Raw genomic sequence first — 21657 nt, forward strand, 5'->3', positions numbered from 1 at the left:
TTTCGTTACCGCCGATTTGGCGGGTTACAAAACAGCACCGCCAGCTGAGCTGGCGGTGTGAAATCAGGCAGTCAGGCGGCTCGCGTCTTGCGCGATAACCAGTTCTTCGTTGGTTGGGATAACCACCGCAGGACGGGTACCTTCTTTGTTGATGAAACCAGATTTGCCGAAACGTGCAGCCAGGTTGCGTTCATGATCAACTTCAAAGCCCAGCACGCCCAGTTTGCCCAGAGACAGTTCACGAACCATCGCGGCATTTTCACCGATACCACCAGTGAATACAACAGCGTCCAGACGACCATCCATCAGCGCAGTGTAGGCACCGATGTATTTCGCCAGGCGGTGGCAGTAAACGTCCATTGCGCGCTTCGCATCTTCTTTCGTCGCGTAGTTGTCTTCAACATAGCGGCAGTCGCTGGTCACTTCGGTCAGACCCAGCAGGCCAGACTCTTTGGTCAGCAGTTTGTTGATTGCGTCAACGCTCATGCCCAGGGTGTCGTGCAGGTGGAAGATGATCGCCGGATCGATATCACCAGAACGGGTACCCATGACCAGACCTTCCAGCGGGGTCAGGCCCATAGAGGTGTCAACGCATTTACCGTTGCGGATAGCAGAAACGGAACCACCGTTGCCCAGGTGGCAGGTGATGATGTTCAGTTCTTCTACCGGTTTGTTCAGCATTTTTGCCGCTTCCTGGGTTACATAGAAGTGGCTGGTGCCGTGCGCGCCGTAACGACGGATGCCGTGCTCTTTGTACAGGTTGTAAGGCAGGGCGTAGAGGTAAGACTCTTCCGGCATAGTCTGGTGGAACGCGGTGTCAAATACAGCAACGTTTTTGTCTTTCAGCTGTGGGAAAGATTTCAGAGCTTCTTCGATACCGATCAGGTGAGCCGGGTTGTGCAGCGGTGCAAAAGAAGCTGCATCTTTGATACCCTGAATAACAGACTCATCGATCACTACGGAGCTGGTATACTTTTCGCCGCCGTGTACGATACGGTGACCGATAGCAGTCAGCTGCGCAGACAGTTCTGGTTTTTGTGCCAGAATAGTATTAACGATAAAGTTGAGCGCTTCGCTGTGAGCGGCGCCTGCACCTAAAGCCGCTTCCTGTTTATTGCCGTCCATTTTCCATTTGATACGTGCTTCAGGCAGGTGGAAACATTCGGCTAAACCAGAAAGGTACTCTTCACCATTTACTGCATCGATGATGGCAAATTTCAGTGAAGAACTACCGCAGTTCAGAACCAGTACTAACTTACTCGACATGGAAGTACCTATAATTGATACGTGGCTAAAAAAACGTCAGGGAGCCATAGAGCGTAGCGCATGATGACACCGACATTTATGATTAACATCATGCACTGCAAATTTTTTTTTGCATGATGGAAGAAATATCTTGAGTCTATGCCATTTTGCGTAATTTTCAGCCAATGGCATAATGTATATGAATTTGACGACTCAATGAATATGTACTACTTAGGCCTTCAGGCTGCTAAAGGATACCTGATAGTGGGTATGGAAGACAAAATGTTTTGAACGTTGTCCCGCTGAGTTGTGAATTTGCACAAATTTTTGAATCTTTATATGTGAAGTTGAGGTGAAGCATGTCAACGCCGGATAATCGTTCTGTTAATTTTTTTAGCTTGTTTCGCCGGGGACAGCATTACTCAAAGACGTGGCCGCTGGAAAAACGCCTTGCCCCGGTCTTTGTCGAAAATCGCGTTATCAAGATGACGCGTTATGCGATCCGTTTTATGCCGCCGATCGCCGTATTTACTCTCTGCTGGCAGATTGCCCTGGGCGGTCAGCTTGGGCCGGCAGTTGCCACTGCGCTGTTCGCCTTAAGTTTACCCATGCAGGGATTGTGGTGGCTGGGCAAGCGTTCTGTAACGCCATTACCCCCTGCTATCCTCAACTGGTTTTATGAAGTTCGCGGTAAATTGCAGGAGTCTGGACAGGTGTTGGCACCCGTTGAAGGCAAGCCTGATTACCAGGCATTAGCTGACACGCTTAAGCGCGCCTTCAAACAACTGGATAAAACTTTCCTTGATGATTTGTAATTGACCCCTGATTACGCATATAAAAGAAGGCATACTCAGCCTTCTTTTTTTTCACCGTAGTAGAGTGATACAGGAGTCAACAATGGAAATGACCAACGCGCAACGTCTTATTTTGTCTAATCAGTACAAGATGATGACTATGCTCGATCCGGCAAATGCTGAACGTTACCGTCGCCTGCAAACAATTATTGAGCGTGGTTACGGATTACAGATGCGTGAATTGGATCGCGAGTTTGGCGAGCTGAAAGAAGAAACCTGCCGCACTATCATCGACATTATGGAGATGTATCATGCGTTGCATGTTTCCTGGTCTAATTTGCAGGACCAGCAATCCATCGATGAACGTCGTGTCACCTTCCTCGGCTTTGACGCCGCCACTGAAGCACGTTACCTCGGTTATGTCCGCTTTATGGTTAATGTGGAAGGGCGCTATACCCATTTTGACGCCGGAACTCACGGTTTTAACGCCCAGACGCCAATGTGGGAAAAATATCAGCGCATGCTTAATGTGTGGCATGCCTGCCCGCGTCAGTACCATTTGAGCGCCAACGAAATTAATCAAATTATCAATGCCTGAGGAGGCCCGCGTGCGGTGCAAAGGTTTTCTGTTTGATCTTGATGGAACGCTGGTGGATTCCCTGCCTGCGGTAGAACGGGCGTGGAGCAACTGGGCCAGACGTCATGGGTTAGCGCCGGAAGAGGTGCTGGCTTTCATTCACGGTAAACAGGCGATCACCTCTCTGCGCCATTTTATGGCGGGCAAATCCGAGGCTGATATTGCCGCCGAGTTTACGCGTCTGGAGCACATCGAGGCCACGGAAACCGAAGGTATTACCGCGCTTCCGGGGGCAATCGCCTTACTCAGTCATTTGAATAAAGCAGGTATTCCGTGGGCCATTGTGACTTCTGGCTCCATGCCGGTAGCGCGAGCGCGCCATAAAATAGCTGGGCTTCCCGCACCAGAGGTGTTTGTAACCGCTGAGCGAGTGAAGCGCGGAAAACCAGAACCTGATGCGTATCTGTTAGGCGCGCAGCTGCTGGGGCTTGCGCCGCAGGAGTGTGTGGTGGTGGAAGATGCTCCCGCTGGCGTGCTTTCTGGCCTGGCGGCGGGTTGCCATGTCATTGCGGTTAACGCTCCGGCAGATACCCCGCGCCTGAATGAGGTCGATTTGGTCCTCCACAGTCTGGAGCAAATTACTGTGACCAAACAGCCAAATGGCGATGTTATTATTCAGTGAAACACCTGATCATGATTTAGCCCCGTCTCGTCGGGGCTTTTTTATGGCAGAATCAAGTCATCTCCCTCAATTAACAAGGATAAGTTGTGAACGGTGAATTGATTTGGGTTCTTTCATTACTGGCCGTTGCCATTGTCTTGTTTGCGACGGGCAGAGTGCGTATGGATGCGGTCGCTTTGTTTGTTATTGTCGCGTTTGCATTAAGCGGAACGCTGACGGTCCCCGAAGTATTTTCCGGCTTTTCTGATCCTAACGTTGTCCTGATTGCCGCCTTGTTTATTATTGGCGATGGTTTGGTCCGTACCGGTGTTGCCACCGTAATGGGAACATGGCTGGTCAAAGTGGCGGGCAACAGTGAAATCAAAATGTTGGTTTTGTTGATGCTGACCGTCGCGGGGCTTGGCGCGTTTATGAGTTCAACCGGCGTTGTCGCTATCTTTATTCCCGTGGTGTTAAGCGTTGCCATGCGTATGCAAACTTCGCCGTCACGTCTGATGATGCCGTTAAGTTTTGCCGGGCTGATTAGCGGCATGATGACGCTGGTGGCGACGCCGCCGAACCTGGTAGTCAACAGTGAATTGCTGCGTGAAGGCTATCACGGCTTCAGTTTCTTTAGCGTAACACCTATTGGCCTGGTCGTGCTGGTGCTGGGTATTTTGTATATGTTAGTGATGCGTTTCATGCTGAAAGGGGATACCCAGACCCCGCAGCGCGAAGGCTGGACGCGTCGAACCTTTCGCGATCTTATCCGTGAATATCGACTGACCGGGCGTGCGCGACGTCTGGCTATTCGCCCCGGATCGCCAATGATTGGTCAACGGCTGGATGATCTCAAATTACGTGAGCGTTATGGCGCTAACGTCATCGGTGTTGAACGCTGGCGGCGTTTTCGTCGCGTTATCGTGAACGTTAATGGGGTTTCTGAATTTCGCGCGCGTGACGTTTTGCTTATTGATATGTCTGCGGCTGATGTCGATCTCCGGCAATTTTGTAGTGAGCAATTGCTGGAGCCGATGGTACTGCGCGGCGAGTATTTTTCTGACCAGGCCCTTGATGTGGGCATGGCAGAGATTTCATTAATTCCTGAGTCAGAACTGATTGGTAAATCGGTGCGCGAAATTGGTTTTCGTACCCGCTACGGACTGAATGTGGTGGGGCTAAAGCGCAATGGCGTGGCGCTGGAAGGTTCGCTGGCGGATGAGCCTCTGCTGCTGGGCGATATCATCCTGGTTGTGGGTAACTGGAAACTGATCGGTATGCTGGCCAAACAGGGCCGCGACTTCGTAGCGCTGAACTTACCGGAAGAGGTGAGTGAAGCATCGCCCGCGCACAGCCAGGCACCCCATGCCATTTTCTGTCTGGTGCTAATGGTGGCGTTAATGCTGACCGATGAAATTCCTAATCCTGTTGCCGCTATCATCGCCTGCCTGCTGATGGGGAAATTCCGCTGTATAGATGCTGAAAGCGCCTATAAATCCATTCACTGGCCGAGCATTATTTTGATCGTTGGGATGATGCCGTTTGCTGTGGCATTACAGAAAACGGGAGGTGTCGCGCTGGCGGTGAAAGGGCTGATGGACATTGGCGGTGGTTACGGGCCACATATGATGCTGGGGTGTTTGTTTGTCTTGTCGGCGGTTATTGGGCTATTTATCTCTAATACCGCGACGGCGGTGTTGATGGCTCCGATTGCGCTGGCTGCTGCCAAAACGATGGGGGTGTCGCCTTATCCATTCGCGATGGTCGTGGCGATGGCAGCATCCGCCGCCTTTATGACACCGGTTTCTTCACCTGTTAACACACTGGTTTTAGGTCCGGGAAATTACAGCTTCAGTGACTTTGTGAAGTTGGGGGTACCGTTCACCATTATCGTGATGGCGGTTTGTGTGGTGATGATCCCGATGCTGTTTCCGTTTTGACAAGAGCCTGATGTCGCATCCGGCGCTTATTGCCTGATGCGACGCAGACTCCGGCTGCTTACAGCGGTGAATCCTGGCTAATCTCATCGAGCGAAAGATGGAAGCTGGGAACAAATACTTCCATGAAGTAGTCCATCTCCTGGCTGCGACGCGCTTCAAGCGTCGCTTCCAGTCGCGTTTTTGCCAGCAAGAATTCATTATTTCCGGCCGCGAGTTCTTCCAGACATTTCAGATATGCACACAGTGCATCTGCCTGTTTCACCAGCGATTTTTCTTCATCGCTATATGCATGCTCGTCAATTAACGGCGCAAAGATATCCCGCAGCTCTTCCGGAACCATATCGACCAGTTTTTGCTGAGCGATTTTTTCAATAGCCTTGTACTCCTGAGCGATTTGCGAATTGAAGTATTTCACCGGAGTAGGGAGATCGCCGGTGAGCACTTCTGAGGCATCGTGGTACATCGCCAGTAAAGCGATACGTTCGGCGTTGACATTACCGCCAAATTTTCGATTTTTGATAGCTGCCAGCGCATGGGCGACCATCGCTACCTGCAAACTGTGTTCGGACACATTTTCCGTCCGCACGTTGCGCATGAGCGGCCAGCGGTTAATGAGTTTCAGGCGGGAGAGATGGGCAAAAAAATGGCTCTGTTTCATAGTGACCTTACGTATGATGACATCATCAGGTCATTGTGGCGGGATAACGCTGCCGGATGCAATCTCCGGCAGTGAAATTAAGATTACAGCTGATGATAACCAGAAAGGAAACGCGCGAACTTGCTCAAAGACAGCTCGATATCATCGACACGCGGTAGCGTGACAATGCGGAAGTGATCCGGCCACGGCCAGTTGAATGCCGTCCCTTGCACCAACAGAACTTTTTCCTGCAACAGGAAATCCAGCACCATTTTCTGATCGTCGTGAATGTTAAAGCGTTTGGCGTCGATTTTCGGGAACATATACAGCGCACCACGAGGTTTCACGCAGGAAACGCCCGGAATATCGTTGATCAGTTCCCACGCGCGGTTACGCTGCTCATAAAGACGACCGCCAGGGGTAATAAATTCACTGATGCTCTGATAACCACCTAGCGCGGTCTGAATGGCGTGTTGCGCAGGAACGTTAGCACACAGGCGCATTGAAGCCAGCATTTCCAGACCTTCGATGTAGCCTTTGGCGTGTTTTTTCGGCCCGTTCAACACCATCCACCCCTGACGGAAGCCTGCAACGCGGTACGTTTTCGACAGTCCGTTAAAGGTAATGGTCAGCAGGTCAGGTGCCAGCGGTGCAATTGAGTGATGCTCAGCGTCGTCGTAGAGAATTTTGTCATAAATTTCATCGGCGAAGATAATGAGATTATGCTGACGTGCAATCTCCACAATCTCCATTAAAAGCTCTTTGGAATATACCGCGCCGGTTGGGTTATTTGGGTTGATAATAACGATCCCACGCGTACGAGGCGTAATTTTAGCGCGAATATCATCGAGGTCCGGGAACCAGTCAGAGGATTCATCGCAAAGATAATGCACCGCTTTACCGCTGGAAAGCGAAACCGCCGCGGTCCATAGTGGGTAATCTGGTGCAGGAACCAACATTTCGTCCCCGCTGTTCAGCAATGCCTGCATTGCCTGAACGATAAGCTCCGATACACCATTGCCGATGTAAATATCTTCCACGGTAACATCACGCATGCCACGAGCCTGGTAGTGCTGCATGATGGCTTTACGCGCGGAGTAAAGACCTTTGGAATCGCAATACCCTTGAGCGGTAGGCAGGTTGCGTATCACGTCAACGAGGATTTCATCTGGCGCGTCAAAACCGAACGGGGCTGGGTTGCCGATGTTCAGTTTCAGTACCTTGTTACCTTCTTCTTCCAGGCGTTTTGCTTCTTTCAGCACCGGACCACGGATGTCATAACAGACATTCTCTAATTTGCTGGATTTTTCAATGGGGGACATGAATCTTGACCTTTTTTGCTGTTATCGCCACTCCCTGCCGTGGAAGTCAGCTTAGAACAATGTACTCCCCCAGGACGGTGTTTTGAAGGTCTGCAGAATAAGATTTTGCCAGAGGGGAAGGCTCGATTGTGCTGTTAATAACTTAATAATGACAAAATAATGAGGTGTATATGCTTTACATGCAATGTTATATAGTGAATTGTTCTGATTCTTAATTGTAAGTCTGGTTTTTTTATCTGTAAGATAATTGTGTGAAAATGCCTCATTTAAGAATTCACTAATGAAACGCGATGATGATATTTCCGCATTACGGAGAGTTTAACAGCGTGATGATTTCCGAGGTGTCGTAATGGGGGCAAGGTGTGAAACTATTGTTAAGCGGAATTAATGAATGAGGATGATGCTAATTAATTATTATTTAATATTCAAAAAGGTTTTGATGTGCTTATTAATAATAGAAGATTACTTTGCCTAACATAACATAACTTTGCATCAGATAATTCGCAATGACCCTTATAAATAAAAGGTTTTTGGGGTAAAATGCTCGCATAAATGACGGATCCCTGCTCTTGATGCCGCCTCACCATTGCTGTTTGTACGTGTTCGCGTATGACCAGCGATGCTGCACGAGAGTGGAACAAGGACTCACATTTACATTTATACAAACACGCGCATGTCATAAATAGAAAAGAGTGAGTAACTTAATAGATATGCGATCCCTGAAGATATATTCTGTGATCTACTTCAGGCATTATAACGGAACAATGTGAGTCGCTTTTTTAGTGCAACTCATATGCATTTTTACTTTCGTCCGGGTTCCGGATGAAACTGCCAGGGAGGCACATTACAAATGGAATTGCTTGTTTGTGTGTGCACAGCATTAACCAGCTCAGTATGAGCCGCCAGTAAGTGATAATATATGATAAGTGCAAATCGTCCGATAATTAACCTCGACCTCGATCTGCTGAGAACATTTGTTGCTGTTGCCGATCTGAACACTTTTGCTGCCGCAGCTGCCGCTGTGTGTCGTACTCAGTCCGCCGTAAGTCAGCAAATGCAGCGTCTGGAACAACTCGTTGGGAAAGAACTGTTCGCTCGTCACGGTCGCAACAAACTGTTAACTGAACATGGCATTCAACTTCTTGGTTACGCCAGGAAAATCCTGCGTTTTAATGATGAGGCCTGCTCATCATTAATGTTCAGTAATCTTCAGGGCGTGTTAACTATCGGTGCTTCAGATGAATCTGCCGATACGATCTTACCTTTCCTGTTAAATCGCGTGAGTTCGGTTTATCCGAAATTAGCGCTGGATGTCCGCGTTAAACGTAATGCCTATATGGCAGAAATGCTGGAATCCCAGGAAGTGGATTTGATGGTAACCACCCATCGTCCTTCTACCTTTAAGGCATTGAACCTGCGTACCTCGCCAACACACTGGTACTGCGCAGCGGAATACGTATTGCAAAAAGGTGAGCCGATCCCTCTTGTATTGCTGGATGATCCAAGTCCGTTTCGCGATATGGTGCTGGCGACGCTTAATAAAGCAGATATTCCATGGCGACTGGCTTATGTCGCCTCGACGCTTCCGGCCGTTCGTGCGGCAGTGAAAGCCGGTCTTGGCGTGACGGCAAGGCCGGTTGAAATGATGAGCCCGGACCTGCGTGTGCTGAGTGGAGTAGATGGCTTACCGCCGCTACCTGATACCGAATATTTGCTGTGCTATGACCCGTCCAGTAATAATGAGCTGGCCCAGGTGATCTATCAGGCGATGGAGAGCTACCATAATCCGTGGCAATACAGCCCAATGTCTGCTCCGGAAGGGGATGATTCATTGTTGATTGAAAGGGATATCGAGTAATCGACGGACGATAGATAATTCCTGAGACAATAGTGTAAAAAACGAGCCGCTGGGGGTGTTTTAAACCCCAGCGGCTTTTTTTTAGTAAAAATCCTTCCTCGCATAGTGCAGAACGCACAAAACTGTTCATTTTTCAATCACCAGAGATTCACGTCCCGAACGCACAAATAATCGCCTGAAAAAAATCACCTGCTACAATGATGTTAAAAAATACGTAAATTTGTTGCTGCGTTTTTGTTATGGAATGACAAAAGCGTGTCACAGATCAAGAAAATACTCTCTTTTGGGGGGAGGAATCGACACAAATTCCTGTCAAAATAGACCCGTATTTTTTCCATTGCTTCACAACGGACACGATTCAACAACATCTAATTATCCTGGAGTCGTCAAGGATCTGGGGTGAAAGGGCATTAAATGCTAATGGTGTTGATATTATGTAAACTAATGTGAAGAAACTTTTGTTAAAGTTGACAAAAGGTTATAGAAAGGAGTAAAAGACCACATCAATTAGCTGTATAAAAGAATTTCTACAGTGATTGTAAGGTTTTTTTTATTCCTCCCCATGAATCGATGTGGCGTCCATCTGCCGTGAAGAGCAGTGAATCTGGCGCTACTTTTGATGAGTAAGCAATGAGTATGTCAACATCCACTGAAGTCATCGCTCATCACTGGGCATTCGCTATCTTTCTTATCGTTGCCATTGGCCTGTGTTGCCTGATGCTGGTAGGCGGTTGGTTTTTAGGCGGTCGCGCACGCGCGAGGTCGAAAAACGTGCCGTTTGAATCCGGTATCGACTCGGTCGGCTCCGCCCGCTTACGCCTGTCCGCCAAGTTTTATCTGGTGGCCATGTTCTTCGTTATCTTCGACGTTGAAGCGCTGTATCTGTTCGCATGGTCAACCTCTATCCGCGAAAGCGGCTGGGTAGGCTTTGTGGAAGCTGCAATTTTTATTTTTGTGTTACTGGCAGGTCTGGTTTATCTGGTGCGTATTGGCGCGCTGGACTGGACGCCCGCGCGTTCACGCCGCGAGCGTATGAACCCGGAAACGAACAGTATCGCTAATCGTCAACGCTAACCGCGAGGCATTAAGATGGATTATACGCTCACCCGCATAGATCCCAACGGTGAGAACGACCGTTACCCCCTGCAAAAGCAGGAGATCGTAACCGACCCTCTGGAGCAAGAAGTTAACAAAAACGTGTTTATGGGCAAGCTCAATGACATGGTTAACTGGGGTCGTAAAAACTCAATTTGGCCGTATAACTTCGGTCTTTCCTGCTGCTACGTTGAGATGGTGACTTCGTTTACCGCGGTGCATGACGTGGCGCGTTTTGGCGCAGAAGTATTGCGTGCTTCGCCGCGTCAGGCTGACCTGATGGTGGTTGCAGGAACCTGCTTTACCAAAATGGCACCGGTTATTCAGCGTCTGTATGACCAGATGCTGGAACCAAAATGGGTTATCTCAATGGGTGCCTGTGCCAACTCTGGTGGTATGTACGATATTTATTCCGTTGTGCAGGGCGTCGATAAATTCATCCCGGTTGATGTGTATATCCCGGGCTGCCCGCCGCGTCCTGAAGCGTACATGCAGGCACTGATGCTGTTGCAGGAATCTATCGGCAAAGAACGTCGTCCGCTCTCCTGGGTGGTTGGCGATCAGGGCGTTTATCGCGCCAATATGCAATCAGAGCGCGAACGCAAGCGCGGTGAACGCATTGCCGTAACCAACCTGCGTACACCTGACGAGATTTAATTTGCGCCTGTCGGCAAAGGGATTTTTCTTCGCTTATTCCTAAATCTATTTCGCGAAGCTTACTGCGCCGACAGTCACCACGGACCATTTGCAATGGTGAACAATATGACCGACTTAACCGCGCAAGAACCCGCCTGGCAGACCCGCGATCATCTTGATGATCCGGTAATTGGCGAACTGCGCAACCGTTTTGGGCCGGATGCCTTTACTGTTCAGGCGACTCGCACCGGGGTTCCCGTTGTGTGGATCAAGCGTGAACAATTACTGGAAGTTGGCGATTTCTTAAAGAAACTGCCGAAACCTTACGTCATGCTGTTTGACTTACACGGCATGGACGAACGTCTGCGCACACACCGCGAAGGGTTACCTGCCGCGGATTTTTCCGTTTTCTACCATCTGATTTCTATCGATCGTAACCGCGACATCATGCTGAAGGTGGCGCTGGCAGAAAACGACCTGCACGTACCGACCTTCACCAAACTGTTCCCGAACGCTAACTGGTATGAGCGTGAAACCTGGGATCTGTTTGGCATTACTTTCGACGGTCACCCGAACCTGCGCCGCATCATGATGCCGCAAACCTGGAAAGGTCACCCGCTGCGTAAAGATTACCCGGCGCGCGCTACCGAATTCTCGCCGTTTGAGCTGACCAAAGCCAAACAGGATCTGGAGATGGAAGCCCTGACCTTCAAACCGGAAGAGTGGGGGATGAAGCGCGGCACCGAAAACGAGGACTTCATGTTCCTCAACCTCGGTCCGAACCACCCGTCGGCGCACGGGGCTTTCCGTATCGTTTTACAACTCGACGGCGAAGAGATTGTCGACTGCGTACCAGACATCGGCTACCACCACCGTGGTGCGGAGAAAATGGGCGAGCGCCAGTCCTGGCACAGCTACATTCCGTATACCGACCGTATTGAATACCTCGGCGGCTGCGTTAACGAAATGCCTTACGTGCTGGCGGTAGAGAAACTGGCCGGGATCACCGTGCCGGATCGCGTTAACGTCATTCGCGTTATGCTCTCCGAACTGTTCCGTATCAACAGCCACCTGCTGTACATCTCGACCTTTATTCAGGACGTCGGCGCAATGACGCCCGTGTTCTTCGCCTTTACCGATCGTCAGAAAATTTACGATCTGGTGGAAGCGATCACGGGTTTCCGTATGCACCCGGCGTGGTTCCGTATTGGCGGCGTAGCGCACGACCTGCCGCGCGGCTGGGATCGCCTGCTGCGTGAGTTCCTCGACTGGATGCCGAAACGTCTGGCGTCTTACGAGAAAGCGGCGCTGCAAAATACCATTCTGAAAGGTCGTTCCCAGGGCGTTGCCGCCTATGGCGCGAAAGAGGCGCTGGAGTGGGGCACCACTGGCGCGGGCCTGCGTGCTACCGGGATCGACTTCGACGTGCGTAAGGCGCGTCCTTATTCTGGCTATGAAAACTTCGACTTTGAAATCCCGGTTGGTGGTGGTGTTTCTGACTGCTACACCCGCGTAATGCTGAAAGTGGAAGAGCTGCGCCAGAGTCTGCGCATTCTTGAGCAGTGCCTCAACAACATGCCGGAAGGCCCGTTCAAAGCGGATCACCCGCTGACCACGCCGCCGCCGAAAGAGCGCACGCTGCAACATATCGAAACCCTGATCACCCACTTCCTGCAAGTGTCGTGGGGGCCGGTGATGCCTGCCAATGAATCTTTCCAGATGATTGAGGCGACCAAGGGGATCAACAGTTACTACCTGACCAGCGACGGTAGCACCATGAGTTATCGCACTCGTATCCGCACGCCGAGTTATGCGCATTTGCAGCAAATTCCGGCGGCGATCCGCGGCAGCCTGGTGTCTGACCTGATTGTTTATCTGGGCAGTATCGATTTTGTTATGTCAGATGTGGACCGCTAATTATGCACGAGAATCAACAACCACAAACCGAGGCTTTTGAGCTGAGTGCGGCAGAGCGTGAAGCGATTGAGCACGAGATGCACCACTACGAAGACCCGCGTGCGGCGTCCATTGAAGCGCTGAAAATCGTTCAGAAGCAGCGTGGCTGGGTGCCGGATGGTGCGATCCACGCGATCGCCGATGTGCTGGGTATTCCGGCAAGCGACGTCGAAGGTGTGGCAACGTTCTACAGCCAGATCTTCCGCCAGCCGGTTGGCCGCCATGTGATCCGTTATTGTGACAGCGTGGTCTGTCATATCAACGGTTACCAGGGTATTCAGGCGGCGCTCGAGAAAAAGCTAAACATCAAACCAGGGCAAACGACATTTGACGGTCGCTTTACGCTGCTGCCAACTTGCTGCCTGGGGAACTGTGATAAAGGGCCAAACATGATGATCGATGAGGATACTCACGCGCATCTGACCCCGGAAGCGATCCCTGAACTGCTGGAGCGGTATAAATGAAAAACATTATCCGTACTCCCGAAACGCATCCGCTGACCTGGCGTCTGCGCGATGACAAACAGCCAGTGTGGCTGGACGAATATCGCAGCAAAAACGGTTACGAAGGCGCGCGTAAGGCGCTGACCGGGCTGTCTCCGGACGAAATCGTTAATCAGGTAAAAGACGCTGGTCTGAAAGGGCGCGGTGGCGCGGGCTTTTCTACCGGCCTGAAATGGAGCCTGATGCCGAAAGACGAATCCATGAACATCCGTTACCTGCTGTGTAACGCCGATGAAATGGAGCCAGGCACCTATAAAGACCGCCTGCTGATGGAGCAACTGCCGCACCTGCTGGTGGAAGGTATGCTCATCTCCGCGTTTGCGCTGAAAGCTTACCGTGGCTACATCTTCCTGCGTGGCGAATATATCGAAGCGGCAGTAAATCTGCGCCGCGCCATTGCCGAAGCCACCGAAGCAGGTCTGCTTGGCAAAAATATTATGGGAACAGGTTTTGACTTCGAACTGTTCGTCCATACCGGGGCAGGGCGCTACATCTGCGGGGAAGAAACAGCGTTAATCAACTCCCTGGAAGGGCGTCGTGCTAACCCACGCTCGAAACCCCCCTTCCCGGCAACCTCCGGCGTATGGGGCAAACCGACCTGTGTCAACAACGTCGAAACCCTGTGTAACGTTCCGGCGATCCTCGCTAACGGCGTGGAGTGGTATCAGAACATCTCGAAAAGTAAAGATGCTGGCACCAAGCTGATGGGCTTCTCCGGTCGGGTGAAAAATCCGGGACTGTGGGAACTGCCGTTCGGCACCACCGCACGCGAGATCCTCGAAGATTACGCCGGTGGTATGCGTGATGGTCTGAAATTTAAAGCCTGGCAGCCAGGCGGCGCGGGGACTGACTTCCTGACCGAAGCGCACCTTGATCTGCCGATGGAATTCGAAAGTATCGGTAAAGCGGGCAGCCGTCTGGGTACGGCGCTGGCGATGGCGGTTGACCATGAGATCAACATGGTGTCGCTGGTGCGTAACCTGGAAGAGTTTTTCGCCCGTGAGTCCTGCGGCTGGTGTACGCCGTGCCGCGACGGTCTGCCGTGGAGCGTGAAAATTCTGCGTGCGCTGGAGCGTGGTGAAGGTCAGCCGGGCGATATCGAAACACTTGAGCAACTGTGTCGATTCTTAGGCCCGGGTAAAACTTTCTGTGCCCACGCACCTGGTGCAGTGGAGCCGTTACAGAGCGCCATCAAATATTTCCGCGAAGAATTTGAGGCGGGAATCAAACAGCCGTTCAGCAATACCCATTTGATTAATGGGATTCAGCCGAACCTGCTGAAAGAGCGCTGGTAACCGAATTTCGATTAACGCTCAGTCTCTGACTGAGAAAACTGGAAGCATGCTAATGGCTACAATTCATGTAGACGGCAAAGAATACGAGGTCAACGGAGCGGACAACCTGCTGGAAGCTTGTCTGTCTCTGGGCCTTGATATTCCTTACTTTTGCTGGCATCCGGCGCTGGGAAGTGTCGGTGCTTGCCGCCAGTGTGCGGTGAAGCAATACCAAAACGCGGAAGACACGCGTGGTCGCCTGGTGATGTCCTGTATGACACCGGCTTCCGATGGCACCTTTATTTCCATTGACGACGAAGAAGCGAAACAGTTCCGTGAAAGCGTGGTCGAGTGGTTGATGACCAACCACCCGCACGACTGTCCGGTATGTGAAGAGGGCGGTAACTGCCATCTTCAGGATATGACTGTGATGACCGGACACAGCTTCCGTCGCTACCGTTTCACCAAACGTACCCACCGTAATCAGGATTTGGGGCCATTCATCTCTCACGAAATGAACCGCTGCATCGCCTGCTACCGCTGTGTGCGTTACTACAAAGATTACGCTGACGGTACAGATCTGGGCGTTTACGGTGCGCACGACAACGTCTACTTCGGTCGCCCGGAAGACGGCACGCTGGAAAGCGAATTTTCCGGTAACCTGGTCGAAATTTGCCCGACCGGCGTATTTACCGACAAAACGCACTCCGAGCGTTACAACCGTAAATGGGATATGCAGTTTGCGCCGAGCATCTGCCAGCAATGTTCCATCGGCTGTAACATCAGCCCCGGTGAACGTTACGGCGAACTGCGTCGTATCGAAAACCGTTACAACGGTACGGTAAACCACTACTTCCTCTGCGACCGTGGTCGTTTCGGTTACGGTTACGTCAACCTGAAGGATCGTCCGCGTCAGCCAGTACAGCGTCGTGGCGATGATTTCATTACCCTCAACGCCGAACAGGCAATGCAGGGCGCGGCAGATATTCTGCGTCAGTCGAAGAAAGTGATCGGTATTGGTTCTCCGCGTGCCAGCGTGGAAAGCAACTTTGCGCTGCGTGAACTGGTGGGCGAAGAAAACTTCTACACCGGTATCGCTCACGGTGAGCAGGAACGTCTGCAACTGGCGCTGAAAGTGCTGCGTGAAGGCGGCATTTATACTCCGGCTCTGCGCGAAATCGAATCTTACGATGCGGTACTGGTGCTGGGCGAAGACGTTACCCAGACCGGCGCGCGCGTCGCGCTGGCAGTGCGTCAGGCTGTGAAAGGTAAAGCGCGCGAAATGGCGGCAGCACAGAAAGTGGCTGACTGGCAGATTGCGGCAATCCTCAACATCGGTCAACGTGCGAAGCATCCGCTGTTTGTTACCAACGTTGATGACACCCGTCTGGATGATATCGCGGCGTGGACTTACCGCGCACCGGTTGAAGATCAGGCGCGTTTAGGTTTTGCCATCGCCCATGCGCTGGATAACTCTGCACCAGCGGTTGACGGTATCGAACCTGAGCTGCAAAGCAAAATCGACGTCATCGTGCAGGCACTGGCAGGTGCGAAGAAACCGTTGATTATCTCCGGGACGAACGCCGGTAGCTTAGAGGTGATTCAGGCGGCGGCTAACGTCGCGAAAGCCCTGAAAGGTCGCGGCGCTGACGTCGGTATCACCATGATTGCCCGTTCCGTCAACAGCATGGGGCTGGGCATTATGGGTGGCGGTTCGCTTGAAGAAGCGTTAACCGAACTGGAAACCGGACGCGCCGACGCGGTGGTGGTGTTGGAAAACGATCTGCATCGTCACGCTTCTGCTATCCGCGTGAATGCTGCGCTGGCTAAAGCACCGCTGGTGATGGTGGTTGATCATCAACGCACAGCGATTATGGAAAACGCCCATCTGGTACTTTCTGCTGCCAGCTTTGCTGAAAGCGACGGTACGGTGATCAACAACGAAGGCCGCGCCCAACGTTTCTTCCAGGTTTACGATCCTGCTTATTACGACAGCAAAACTGTCATGCTGGAAAGCTGGCGCTGGTTACACTCGCTGCACAGCACCCTGCTGAGCCGTGAAGTGGACTGGACGCAGCTCGACCATGTGATTGACGCTGTTGTGGCGAAAATCCCGGAACTGGCAGGTATCAAAGATGCTGCGCCGGATGCGACATTCCGTATTCGTGGGCAGAAACTGGCCCGTGAACCGCACCGTTACAGCGGTCGTACCGCCATGCGCGCCAATATCAGCGTTCATGAGCCGCGTCAGCCGCAGGATATTGACACCATGTTCACCTTCTCGATGGAAGGTAACAACCAGCCGACTGCGCACCGTTCGCAAGTGCCGTTTGCCTGGGCGCCGGGCTGGAACTCCCCGCAGGCGTGGAACAAATTCCAGGACGAAGTGGGCGGCAAACTGCGCTTTGGCGATCCGGGCGTGCGTCTGTTTGAAACCAGCGAAAATGGTCTGGATTACTTCACCAGCGTACCGGCACGCTTCCAGCCGCAGGACGGGAAATGGCGTATCGCGCCGTATTACCACCTGTTTGGCAGCGATGAATTGTCACAGCGTGCTCCGGTCTTCCAGAGCCGTATGCCGCAGCCGTACATCAAACTCAACCCAGCGGATGCCGCGAAGTTGGGTGTGAACGCAGGTACACGCGTCTCCTTTAGTTACGATGGCAACACGGTCACGCTGCCGGTTGAAATCGCCGAAGGACTGACGGCAGGGCAGGTGGGCTTGCCGATGGGTATGTCCGGCATTGCTCCGGTGCTGGCTGGCGCGCATCTTGAGGATCTCAAGGAGGCACAACAATGAGTTGGATATCACCGGAACTGATTGAGATCCTGCTGACCATCCTCAAAGCGGTGGTGATCCTGCTGGTGGTTGTCACCTGCGGGGCATTCATGAGCTTTGGCGAACGTCGCCTGCTGGGTCTGTTCCAGAACCGTTACGGACCTAACCGTGTTGGCTGGGGCGGTTCGCTCCAGCTGGTTGCGGACATGATCAAAATGTTCTTTAAAGAAGACTGGATCCCGAAATTCTCGGATCGCGTCATCTTTACCCTGGCACCGATGATTGCCTTTACCTCGCTGCTGCTGGCCTTTGCGATTGTGCCAGTCAGTCCGGGTTGGGTGGTTGCCGACCTGAACATCGGGATTTTGTTCTTCCTGATGATGGCAGGTCTGGCGGTTTACGCGGTGCTGTTTGCGGGCTGGTCAAGTAACAACAAATACTCGTTGCTGGGTGCGATGCGTGCTTCTGCGCAGACCCTGAGCTACGAAGTGTTCCTCGGGCTTTCCTTGATGGGCGTGGTGGCGCAGGCCGGTTCATTCAACATGACCGACATCGTCAACAGCCAGGCGCATGTGTGGAACGTTATCCCGCAATTCTTTGGTTTTATTACCTTTGCCATCGCGGGCGTGGCGGTATGTCACCGTCACCCATTTGACCAGCCGGAAGCCGAGCAGGAACTGGCGGATGGTTACCACATTGAATATTCCGGTATGAAGTTCGGTCTGTTCTTCGTGGGTGAGTACATCGGGATTGTGACCATCTCTGCATTGATGGTGACGCTGTTCTTCGGTGGCTGGCAAGGCCCGTTGTTACCGCCATTCATCTGGTTCGCGCTGAAAACCGCGTTCTTTATGATGATGTTCATTTTGATTCGTGCGTCGTTACCGCGTCCGCGTTATGACCAGGTAATGTCCTTCGGCTGGAAAATCTGCCTGCCGCTGACGCTGATCAACTTGCTGGTAACGGCGGCTGTCATTCTCTGGCAGGCGCAATAAGGGGCAATAAGACCATGACCTTAAAAGAATTGTTAGTAGGTTTCGGCACCCAGGTTCGTAGTATCTGGATGATCGGCCTGCACGCGTTCGCCAAACGCGAAACGCGAATGTACCCGGAAGAGCCGGTCTATCTGCCGCCCCGTTATCGTGGTCGTATCGTTCTGACCCGCGCCCCGGACGGCGAAGAGCGTTGCGTAGCCTGTAACCTCTGCGCGGTAGCCTGCCCGGTCGGCTGTATCTCGCTGCAAAAAGCAGAAACCAAAGACGGTCGCTGGTACCCGGAATTTTTCCGCATCAACTTCTCACGCTGCATTTTCTGTGGTCTGTGCGAAGAAGCCTGTCCGACCACGGCGATTCAGTTAACCCCGGATTTCGAAATGGGGGAATACAAGCGCCAGGATCTGGTTTACGAGAAAGAGGATCTGCTGATCTCCGGTCCGGGCAAATACCCGGAATATAACTTCTACCGGATGGCAGGTATGGCAATCGACGGCAAAGATAAGGGCGAAGCAGAGAACGAAGCCAAGCCTATCGACGTCAAGAGCCTGTTACCGTAAGGAGAGGGGCAATGGAGTTCGCTTTTTATATCTGTGGCCTGATAGCCATACTTGCGACCTTGCGAGTGATCACCCATACCAATCCGGTACACGCACTGCTGTACCTGATTATTTCGCTGCTGGCGATTTCCGGGGTGTTCTTCTCACTGGGCGCTTACTTCGCCGGTGCGCTGGAAATTATCGTCTACGCGGGTGCCATTATGGTGCTGTTCGTGTTCGTGGTGATGATGCTCAACCTGGGCGGTTCAGAAATCGAACAGGAACGCCAGTGGCTGAAACCGCAGGTGTGGATTGGTCCGGCAATTTTGTCGGCCATCATGCTGGTGGTGATTGTTTACGCCATCCTCGGTGTTAACGATCAGGGTATCGACGGTACGCCAATCAGTGCTAAAGCAGTGGGTATTACGCTGTTCGGGCCTTACGTACTGGCGGTGGAACTGGCTTCTATGCTGCTGCTCGCAGGTCTGGTTGTGGCCTTCCACGTCGGTCGTGAAGAGCGTGCGGGTGAAGTGCTGAGCAATCGTAAAGACGACAGCGCGAAAAGAAAAACGGAGGAGCACGCATGATCCCCTTACAACATGGACTGATCCTCGCGGCAATCTTATTCGTTCTTGGCTTAACCGGTCTGGTTATCCGTCGCAATCTGCTGTTTATGTTGATTGGTCTGGAAATCATGATTAACGCCTCCGCGCTGGCCTTCGTGGTCGCCGGAAGCTACTGGGGCCAGACCGACGGTCAGGTGATGTACATTCTCGCCATCAGCCTCGCGGCGGCAGAAGCGAGTATCGGCCTTGCGCTGCTGCTGCAACTTCACCGTCGTCGCCAGAACCTGAACATCGATTCAGTAAGTGAGATGCGCGGATGAACATGCTTGCCTTAACCATTATTTTGCCATTGATTGGCTTCGTCCTGCTGGCATTCTCCCGTGGGCGCTGGTCTGAAAACGTCTCGGCGATCGTCGGCGTAGGCTCTGTGGGCCTGGCGGCGCTGGTAACCGCCTTTATCGGCGTTGATTTCTTCGCTAACGGCGAGCAGACATACAGCCAGCCGCTGTGGACGTGGATGTCGGTAGGCGACTTTAACATCGGTTTTAACCTGGTGCTGGACGGCCTGTCGCTGACCATGCTCTCGGTGGTCACTGGTGTGGGTTTCCTTATTCACATGTACGCCTCCTGGTATATGCGCGGTGAAGAGGGCTACTCTCGCTTCTTCGCTTACACCAACCTGTTCATCGCCAGCATGGTGGTTCTGGTGCTTGCCGACAACCTGCTGCTGATGTACCTCGGCTGGGAAGGCGTGGGCCTGTGCTCCTATCTGCTGATCGGGTTCTATTACACCGATCCGAAGAATGGCGCAGCGGCAATGAAAGCGTTCGTCGTGACCCGTGTGGGTGACGTGTTCCTCGCTTTCGCACTGTTCATTCTTTACAACGAACTGGGCACCCTGAACTTCCGCGAAATGGTGGAACTGGCACCAGCGCACTTTGCTGACGGCAATAACATGCTGATGTGGGCGACGCTGATGCTGCTGGGCGGTGCGGTCGGTAAATCTGCGCAGTTGCCGTTGCAGACATGGCTTGCTGACGCGATGGCGGGCCCGACGCCTGTCTCCGCGCTGATCCACGCCGCAACGATGGTAACCGCGGGTGTCTACCTGATCGCCCGTACCCACGGCCTGTTCCTGATGACGCCGGAAGTTCTGCATCTGGTGGGTATTGTCGGGGCGGTTACGCTGCTGCTGGCCGGTTTTGCCGCGCTGGTACAGACCGACATCAAACGTGTTCTCGCTTACTCTACCATGAGCCAGATTGGCTACATGTTCCTCGCGCTTGGCGTGCAGGCATGGGATGCGGCGATTTTCCACTTGATGACTCACGCGTTCTTTAAAGCGCTGCTGTTCCTGGCATCCGGTTCCGTCATTCTGGCCTGCCATCACGAACAGAACATCTTCAAGATGGGCGGTCTGCGTAAATCTATTCCGCTGGTTTATCTCTGCTTCCTGGTGGGCGGCGCAGCACTGTCGGCACTGCCGCTGGTCACTGCGGGCTTCTTCAGTAAGGATGAGATCCTCGCGGGTGCGATGGCGAATGGTCATATCAATCTGATGGTGGCAGGTCTGGTCGGTGCGTTTATGACCTCGCTCTACACCTTCCGTATGATTTTCATCGTCTTCCACGGAAAAGAACAAATTCACGCTCACGCCGTGAAAGGGGTAACTCACAGCCTGCCGCTGATTGTGCTGCTGATCCTTTCCACCTTCGTTGGCGCACTGATTGTACCGCCGCTGCAGGGCGTGCTTCCGCAAACGACGGAACTGGCGCACGGCAGCATGTTGACCCTGGAAATTACCTCTGGCGTGGTCGCGGTGGTCGGCATTCTGCTGGCAGCCTGGCTGTGGCTGGGTAAACGTACTCTGGTGACCTCCATCGCCAACAGTGCGCCGGGCCGCCTGCTGAGTACCTGGTGGTACAACGCCTGGGGCTTTGACTGGCTGTACGACAAAGTGTTCGTCAAGCCGTTCCTGGGTATTGCCTGGTTGCTGAAACGCGATCCGCTGAACTCAATGATGAACATCCCGGCGGTTCTTTCCCGCTTTGCAGGTAAAGGTCTGCTGTTAAGCGAGAACGGTTATCTGCGCTGGTATGTGGCATCCATGAGCATCGGTGCGGTCGTGGTGCTGGCACTGTTGATGGTACTGCGTTGAGTTAAGGATTGTGGGATTGCCCCTGGGCATATAAGAACGTAGGTCGGATAAGCTGCCTTCGCGGCGCATCCGACACTACCCCCAGTCCGAAGAGAATTTTCTGTCGTGAGAATTCGTTGAAAATC

General features: G+C 52.5%; 19 protein-coding genes. 16 read left to right on the forward strand and 3 right to left on the reverse strand.

Going from position 1 to position 21657, the window contains the following annotated elements; genetic code table 11:
* Positions 1-63: 63 nt before the first annotated feature.
* A complete protein-coding gene (gene ackA, locus ACU8XX_RS07595; protein WP_000095707.1) occupies positions 64-1266 on the reverse strand; it encodes an acetate kinase in 1203 nt (400 codons plus the stop codon).
* A 338-nt stretch (positions 1267-1604) separates the two neighbouring features.
* On the opposite strand from ackA, the gene yfbV reads away from it, so the two are divergent.
* The 4 genes from yfbV to ACU8XX_RS07615 all read left to right on the forward strand — a co-directional run bounded on the left by yfbV (position 1605) and on the right by ACU8XX_RS07615 (position 5217).
* Positions 1605-2060 (forward strand): terminus macrodomain insulation protein YfbV, encoded by a 456-nt coding sequence (gene yfbV, locus ACU8XX_RS07600; RefSeq protein ID WP_000106627.1) that lies wholly within the window; start codon positions 1605-1607, stop codon positions 2058-2060.
* An 82-nt stretch (positions 2061-2142) separates the two neighbouring features.
* Positions 2143-2637: a YfbU family protein gene (locus ACU8XX_RS07605; RefSeq protein ID WP_000426124.1), complete on the forward strand. Its 495-nt coding sequence runs from the start codon at positions 2143-2145 to the stop codon at positions 2635-2637.
* A 10-nt stretch (positions 2638-2647) separates the two neighbouring features.
* Complete coding sequence (gene hxpA, locus ACU8XX_RS07610; protein ID WP_001203392.1) at positions 2648-3298, forward strand: hexitol phosphatase HxpA; 651 nt, start codon at positions 2648-2650, stop codon at positions 3296-3298.
* 86 nt (positions 3299-3384) lie between these two features.
* A complete protein-coding gene (locus tag ACU8XX_RS07615; protein ID WP_001012899.1) occupies positions 3385-5217 on the forward strand; it encodes an SLC13 family permease in 1833 nt (610 codons plus the stop codon).
* A gap of 58 nt (positions 5218-5275) precedes the next feature.
* On the opposite strand, the gene yfbR is transcribed toward ACU8XX_RS07615, so the two are convergent.
* Both yfbR and alaA read right to left on the reverse strand, forming a co-directional pair.
* Positions 5276-5875, reverse strand: a complete 600-nt coding sequence (yfbR, locus tag ACU8XX_RS07620) for a 5'-deoxynucleotidase (protein ID WP_000813860.1) — start codon at positions 5873-5875, stop codon at positions 5276-5278.
* 83 nt (positions 5876-5958) lie between these two features.
* On the reverse strand, positions 5959-7176 hold the full coding sequence (gene alaA / locus ACU8XX_RS07625) for an alanine transaminase AlaA (RefSeq protein WP_000074527.1): 1218 nt from the start codon (positions 7174-7176) through the stop codon (positions 5959-5961).
* A 919-nt stretch (positions 7177-8095) separates the two neighbouring features.
* Between alaA and lrhA the strand changes: the two genes are divergently transcribed.
* The 12 genes from lrhA to nuoL all read left to right on the forward strand — a co-directional run bounded on the left by lrhA (position 8096) and on the right by nuoL (position 21532).
* Positions 8096-9034 carry a transcriptional regulator LrhA gene (gene lrhA, locus ACU8XX_RS07630; RefSeq protein WP_000622290.1) on the forward strand — a complete coding sequence of 313 codons (939 nt, stop codon included), beginning with the start codon at positions 8096-8098 and terminating at the stop codon, positions 9032-9034.
* Positions 9035-9664: 630 nt separating this feature from the next.
* Positions 9665-10108, forward strand: coding sequence for an NADH-quinone oxidoreductase subunit NuoA (gene nuoA / locus ACU8XX_RS07635; RefSeq protein ID WP_000062997.1), 444 nt, complete (start codon positions 9665-9667; stop codon positions 10106-10108).
* 15 nt (positions 10109-10123) lie between these two features.
* The gene (nuoB, locus tag ACU8XX_RS07640) at positions 10124-10786 is read left to right on the forward strand and encodes an NADH-quinone oxidoreductase subunit NuoB (RefSeq protein WP_000386733.1); all 663 of its coding nucleotides are present in this window, start codon (positions 10124-10126) and stop codon (positions 10784-10786) included.
* Between the two features lie 93 nt (positions 10787-10879).
* The gene (nuoC, locus tag ACU8XX_RS07645; RefSeq protein ID WP_000247878.1) at positions 10880-12682 is read left to right on the forward strand and encodes an NADH-quinone oxidoreductase subunit C/D; all 1803 of its coding nucleotides are present in this window, start codon (positions 10880-10882) and stop codon (positions 12680-12682) included.
* Positions 12683-12684: 2 nt separating this feature from the next.
* The gene (gene nuoE / locus ACU8XX_RS07650; RefSeq protein ID WP_000545042.1) at positions 12685-13185 is read left to right on the forward strand and encodes an NADH-quinone oxidoreductase subunit NuoE; all 501 of its coding nucleotides are present in this window, start codon (positions 12685-12687) and stop codon (positions 13183-13185) included.
* A complete protein-coding gene (gene nuoF, locus ACU8XX_RS07655; protein ID WP_000789502.1) occupies positions 13182-14519 on the forward strand; it encodes an NADH-quinone oxidoreductase subunit NuoF in 1338 nt (445 codons plus the stop codon). Before nuoE ends, nuoF begins: the two co-directional genes overlap by 4 nt.
* Before the next feature lie 52 nt (positions 14520-14571).
* Entirely contained in the window at positions 14572-17298 is a 2727-nt protein-coding gene (gene nuoG, locus ACU8XX_RS07660) for an NADH-quinone oxidoreductase subunit NuoG (protein WP_000190939.1), read from the forward strand.
* Complete coding sequence (gene nuoH / locus ACU8XX_RS07665; RefSeq protein WP_000118507.1) at positions 17295-18272, forward strand: NADH-quinone oxidoreductase subunit NuoH; 978 nt, start codon at positions 17295-17297, stop codon at positions 18270-18272. Before nuoG ends, nuoH begins: the two co-directional genes overlap by 4 nt.
* Before the next feature lie 14 nt (positions 18273-18286).
* Positions 18287-18829, forward strand: a complete 543-nt coding sequence (gene nuoI, locus ACU8XX_RS07670) for an NADH-quinone oxidoreductase subunit NuoI (RefSeq protein ID WP_112033916.1) — start codon at positions 18287-18289, stop codon at positions 18827-18829.
* Positions 18830-18840: 11 nt separating this feature from the next.
* A complete protein-coding gene (gene nuoJ, locus ACU8XX_RS07675) occupies positions 18841-19395 on the forward strand; it encodes an NADH-quinone oxidoreductase subunit J (RefSeq protein WP_000393511.1) in 555 nt (184 codons plus the stop codon).
* Positions 19392-19694 (forward strand): NADH-quinone oxidoreductase subunit NuoK, encoded by a 303-nt coding sequence (gene nuoK / locus ACU8XX_RS07680; RefSeq protein WP_000612644.1) that lies wholly within the window; start codon positions 19392-19394, stop codon positions 19692-19694. The genes nuoJ and nuoK overlap by 4 nt, the downstream gene beginning before the upstream one ends.
* The gene (gene nuoL / locus ACU8XX_RS07685; protein ID WP_001056644.1) at positions 19691-21532 is read left to right on the forward strand and encodes an NADH-quinone oxidoreductase subunit L; all 1842 of its coding nucleotides are present in this window, start codon (positions 19691-19693) and stop codon (positions 21530-21532) included. The genes nuoK and nuoL overlap by 4 nt, the downstream gene beginning before the upstream one ends.
* Positions 21533-21657: the final 125 nt, after the last annotated feature.

It is taken from the genome of Escherichia sp. MAL-1 (genome assembly GCF_052948035.1).

Excerpts from the sequence above, each read along its gene's own strand:
- ackA (WP_000095707.1), bottom strand. The coding sequence starts at position 1,266 with ATGTCGAGTAAGTTAGTACTGGTTCTGAACTGCGGTAGTTCTTCACTG.
- yfbV (WP_000106627.1), top strand. The coding sequence starts at position 1,605 with ATGTCAACGCCGGATAATCGTTCTGTTAATTTTTTTAGCTTGTTTCGC.
- ACU8XX_RS07605 (WP_000426124.1), top strand. The coding sequence starts at position 2,143 with ATGGAAATGACCAACGCGCAACGTCTTATTTTGTCTAATCAGTACAAG.
- yfbR (WP_000813860.1), bottom strand. The coding sequence starts at position 5,875 with ATGAAACAGAGCCATTTTTTTGCCCATCTCTCCCGCCTGAAACTCATT.
- alaA (WP_000074527.1), bottom strand. The coding sequence starts at position 7,176 with ATGTCCCCCATTGAAAAATCCAGCAAATTAGAGAATGTCTGTTATGAC.
- lrhA (WP_000622290.1), top strand. The coding sequence starts at position 8,096 with ATGATAAGTGCAAATCGTCCGATAATTAACCTCGACCTCGATCTGCTG.
- nuoA (WP_000062997.1), top strand. The coding sequence starts at position 9,665 with ATGAGTATGTCAACATCCACTGAAGTCATCGCTCATCACTGGGCATTC.
- nuoB (WP_000386733.1), top strand. The coding sequence starts at position 10,124 with ATGGATTATACGCTCACCCGCATAGATCCCAACGGTGAGAACGACCGT.
- nuoC (WP_000247878.1), top strand. The coding sequence starts at position 10,880 with ATGGTGAACAATATGACCGACTTAACCGCGCAAGAACCCGCCTGGCAG.
- nuoE (WP_000545042.1), top strand. The coding sequence starts at position 12,685 with ATGCACGAGAATCAACAACCACAAACCGAGGCTTTTGAGCTGAGTGCG.
- nuoF (WP_000789502.1), top strand. The coding sequence starts at position 13,182 with ATGAAAAACATTATCCGTACTCCCGAAACGCATCCGCTGACCTGGCGT.
- nuoG (WP_000190939.1), top strand. The coding sequence starts at position 14,572 with ATGGCTACAATTCATGTAGACGGCAAAGAATACGAGGTCAACGGAGCG.
- nuoH (WP_000118507.1), top strand. The coding sequence starts at position 17,295 with ATGAGTTGGATATCACCGGAACTGATTGAGATCCTGCTGACCATCCTC.
- nuoI (WP_112033916.1), top strand. The coding sequence starts at position 18,287 with ATGACCTTAAAAGAATTGTTAGTAGGTTTCGGCACCCAGGTTCGTAGT.
- nuoJ (WP_000393511.1), top strand. The coding sequence starts at position 18,841 with ATGGAGTTCGCTTTTTATATCTGTGGCCTGATAGCCATACTTGCGACC.
- nuoK (WP_000612644.1), top strand. The coding sequence starts at position 19,392 with ATGATCCCCTTACAACATGGACTGATCCTCGCGGCAATCTTATTCGTT.
- nuoL (WP_001056644.1), top strand. The coding sequence starts at position 19,691 with ATGAACATGCTTGCCTTAACCATTATTTTGCCATTGATTGGCTTCGTC.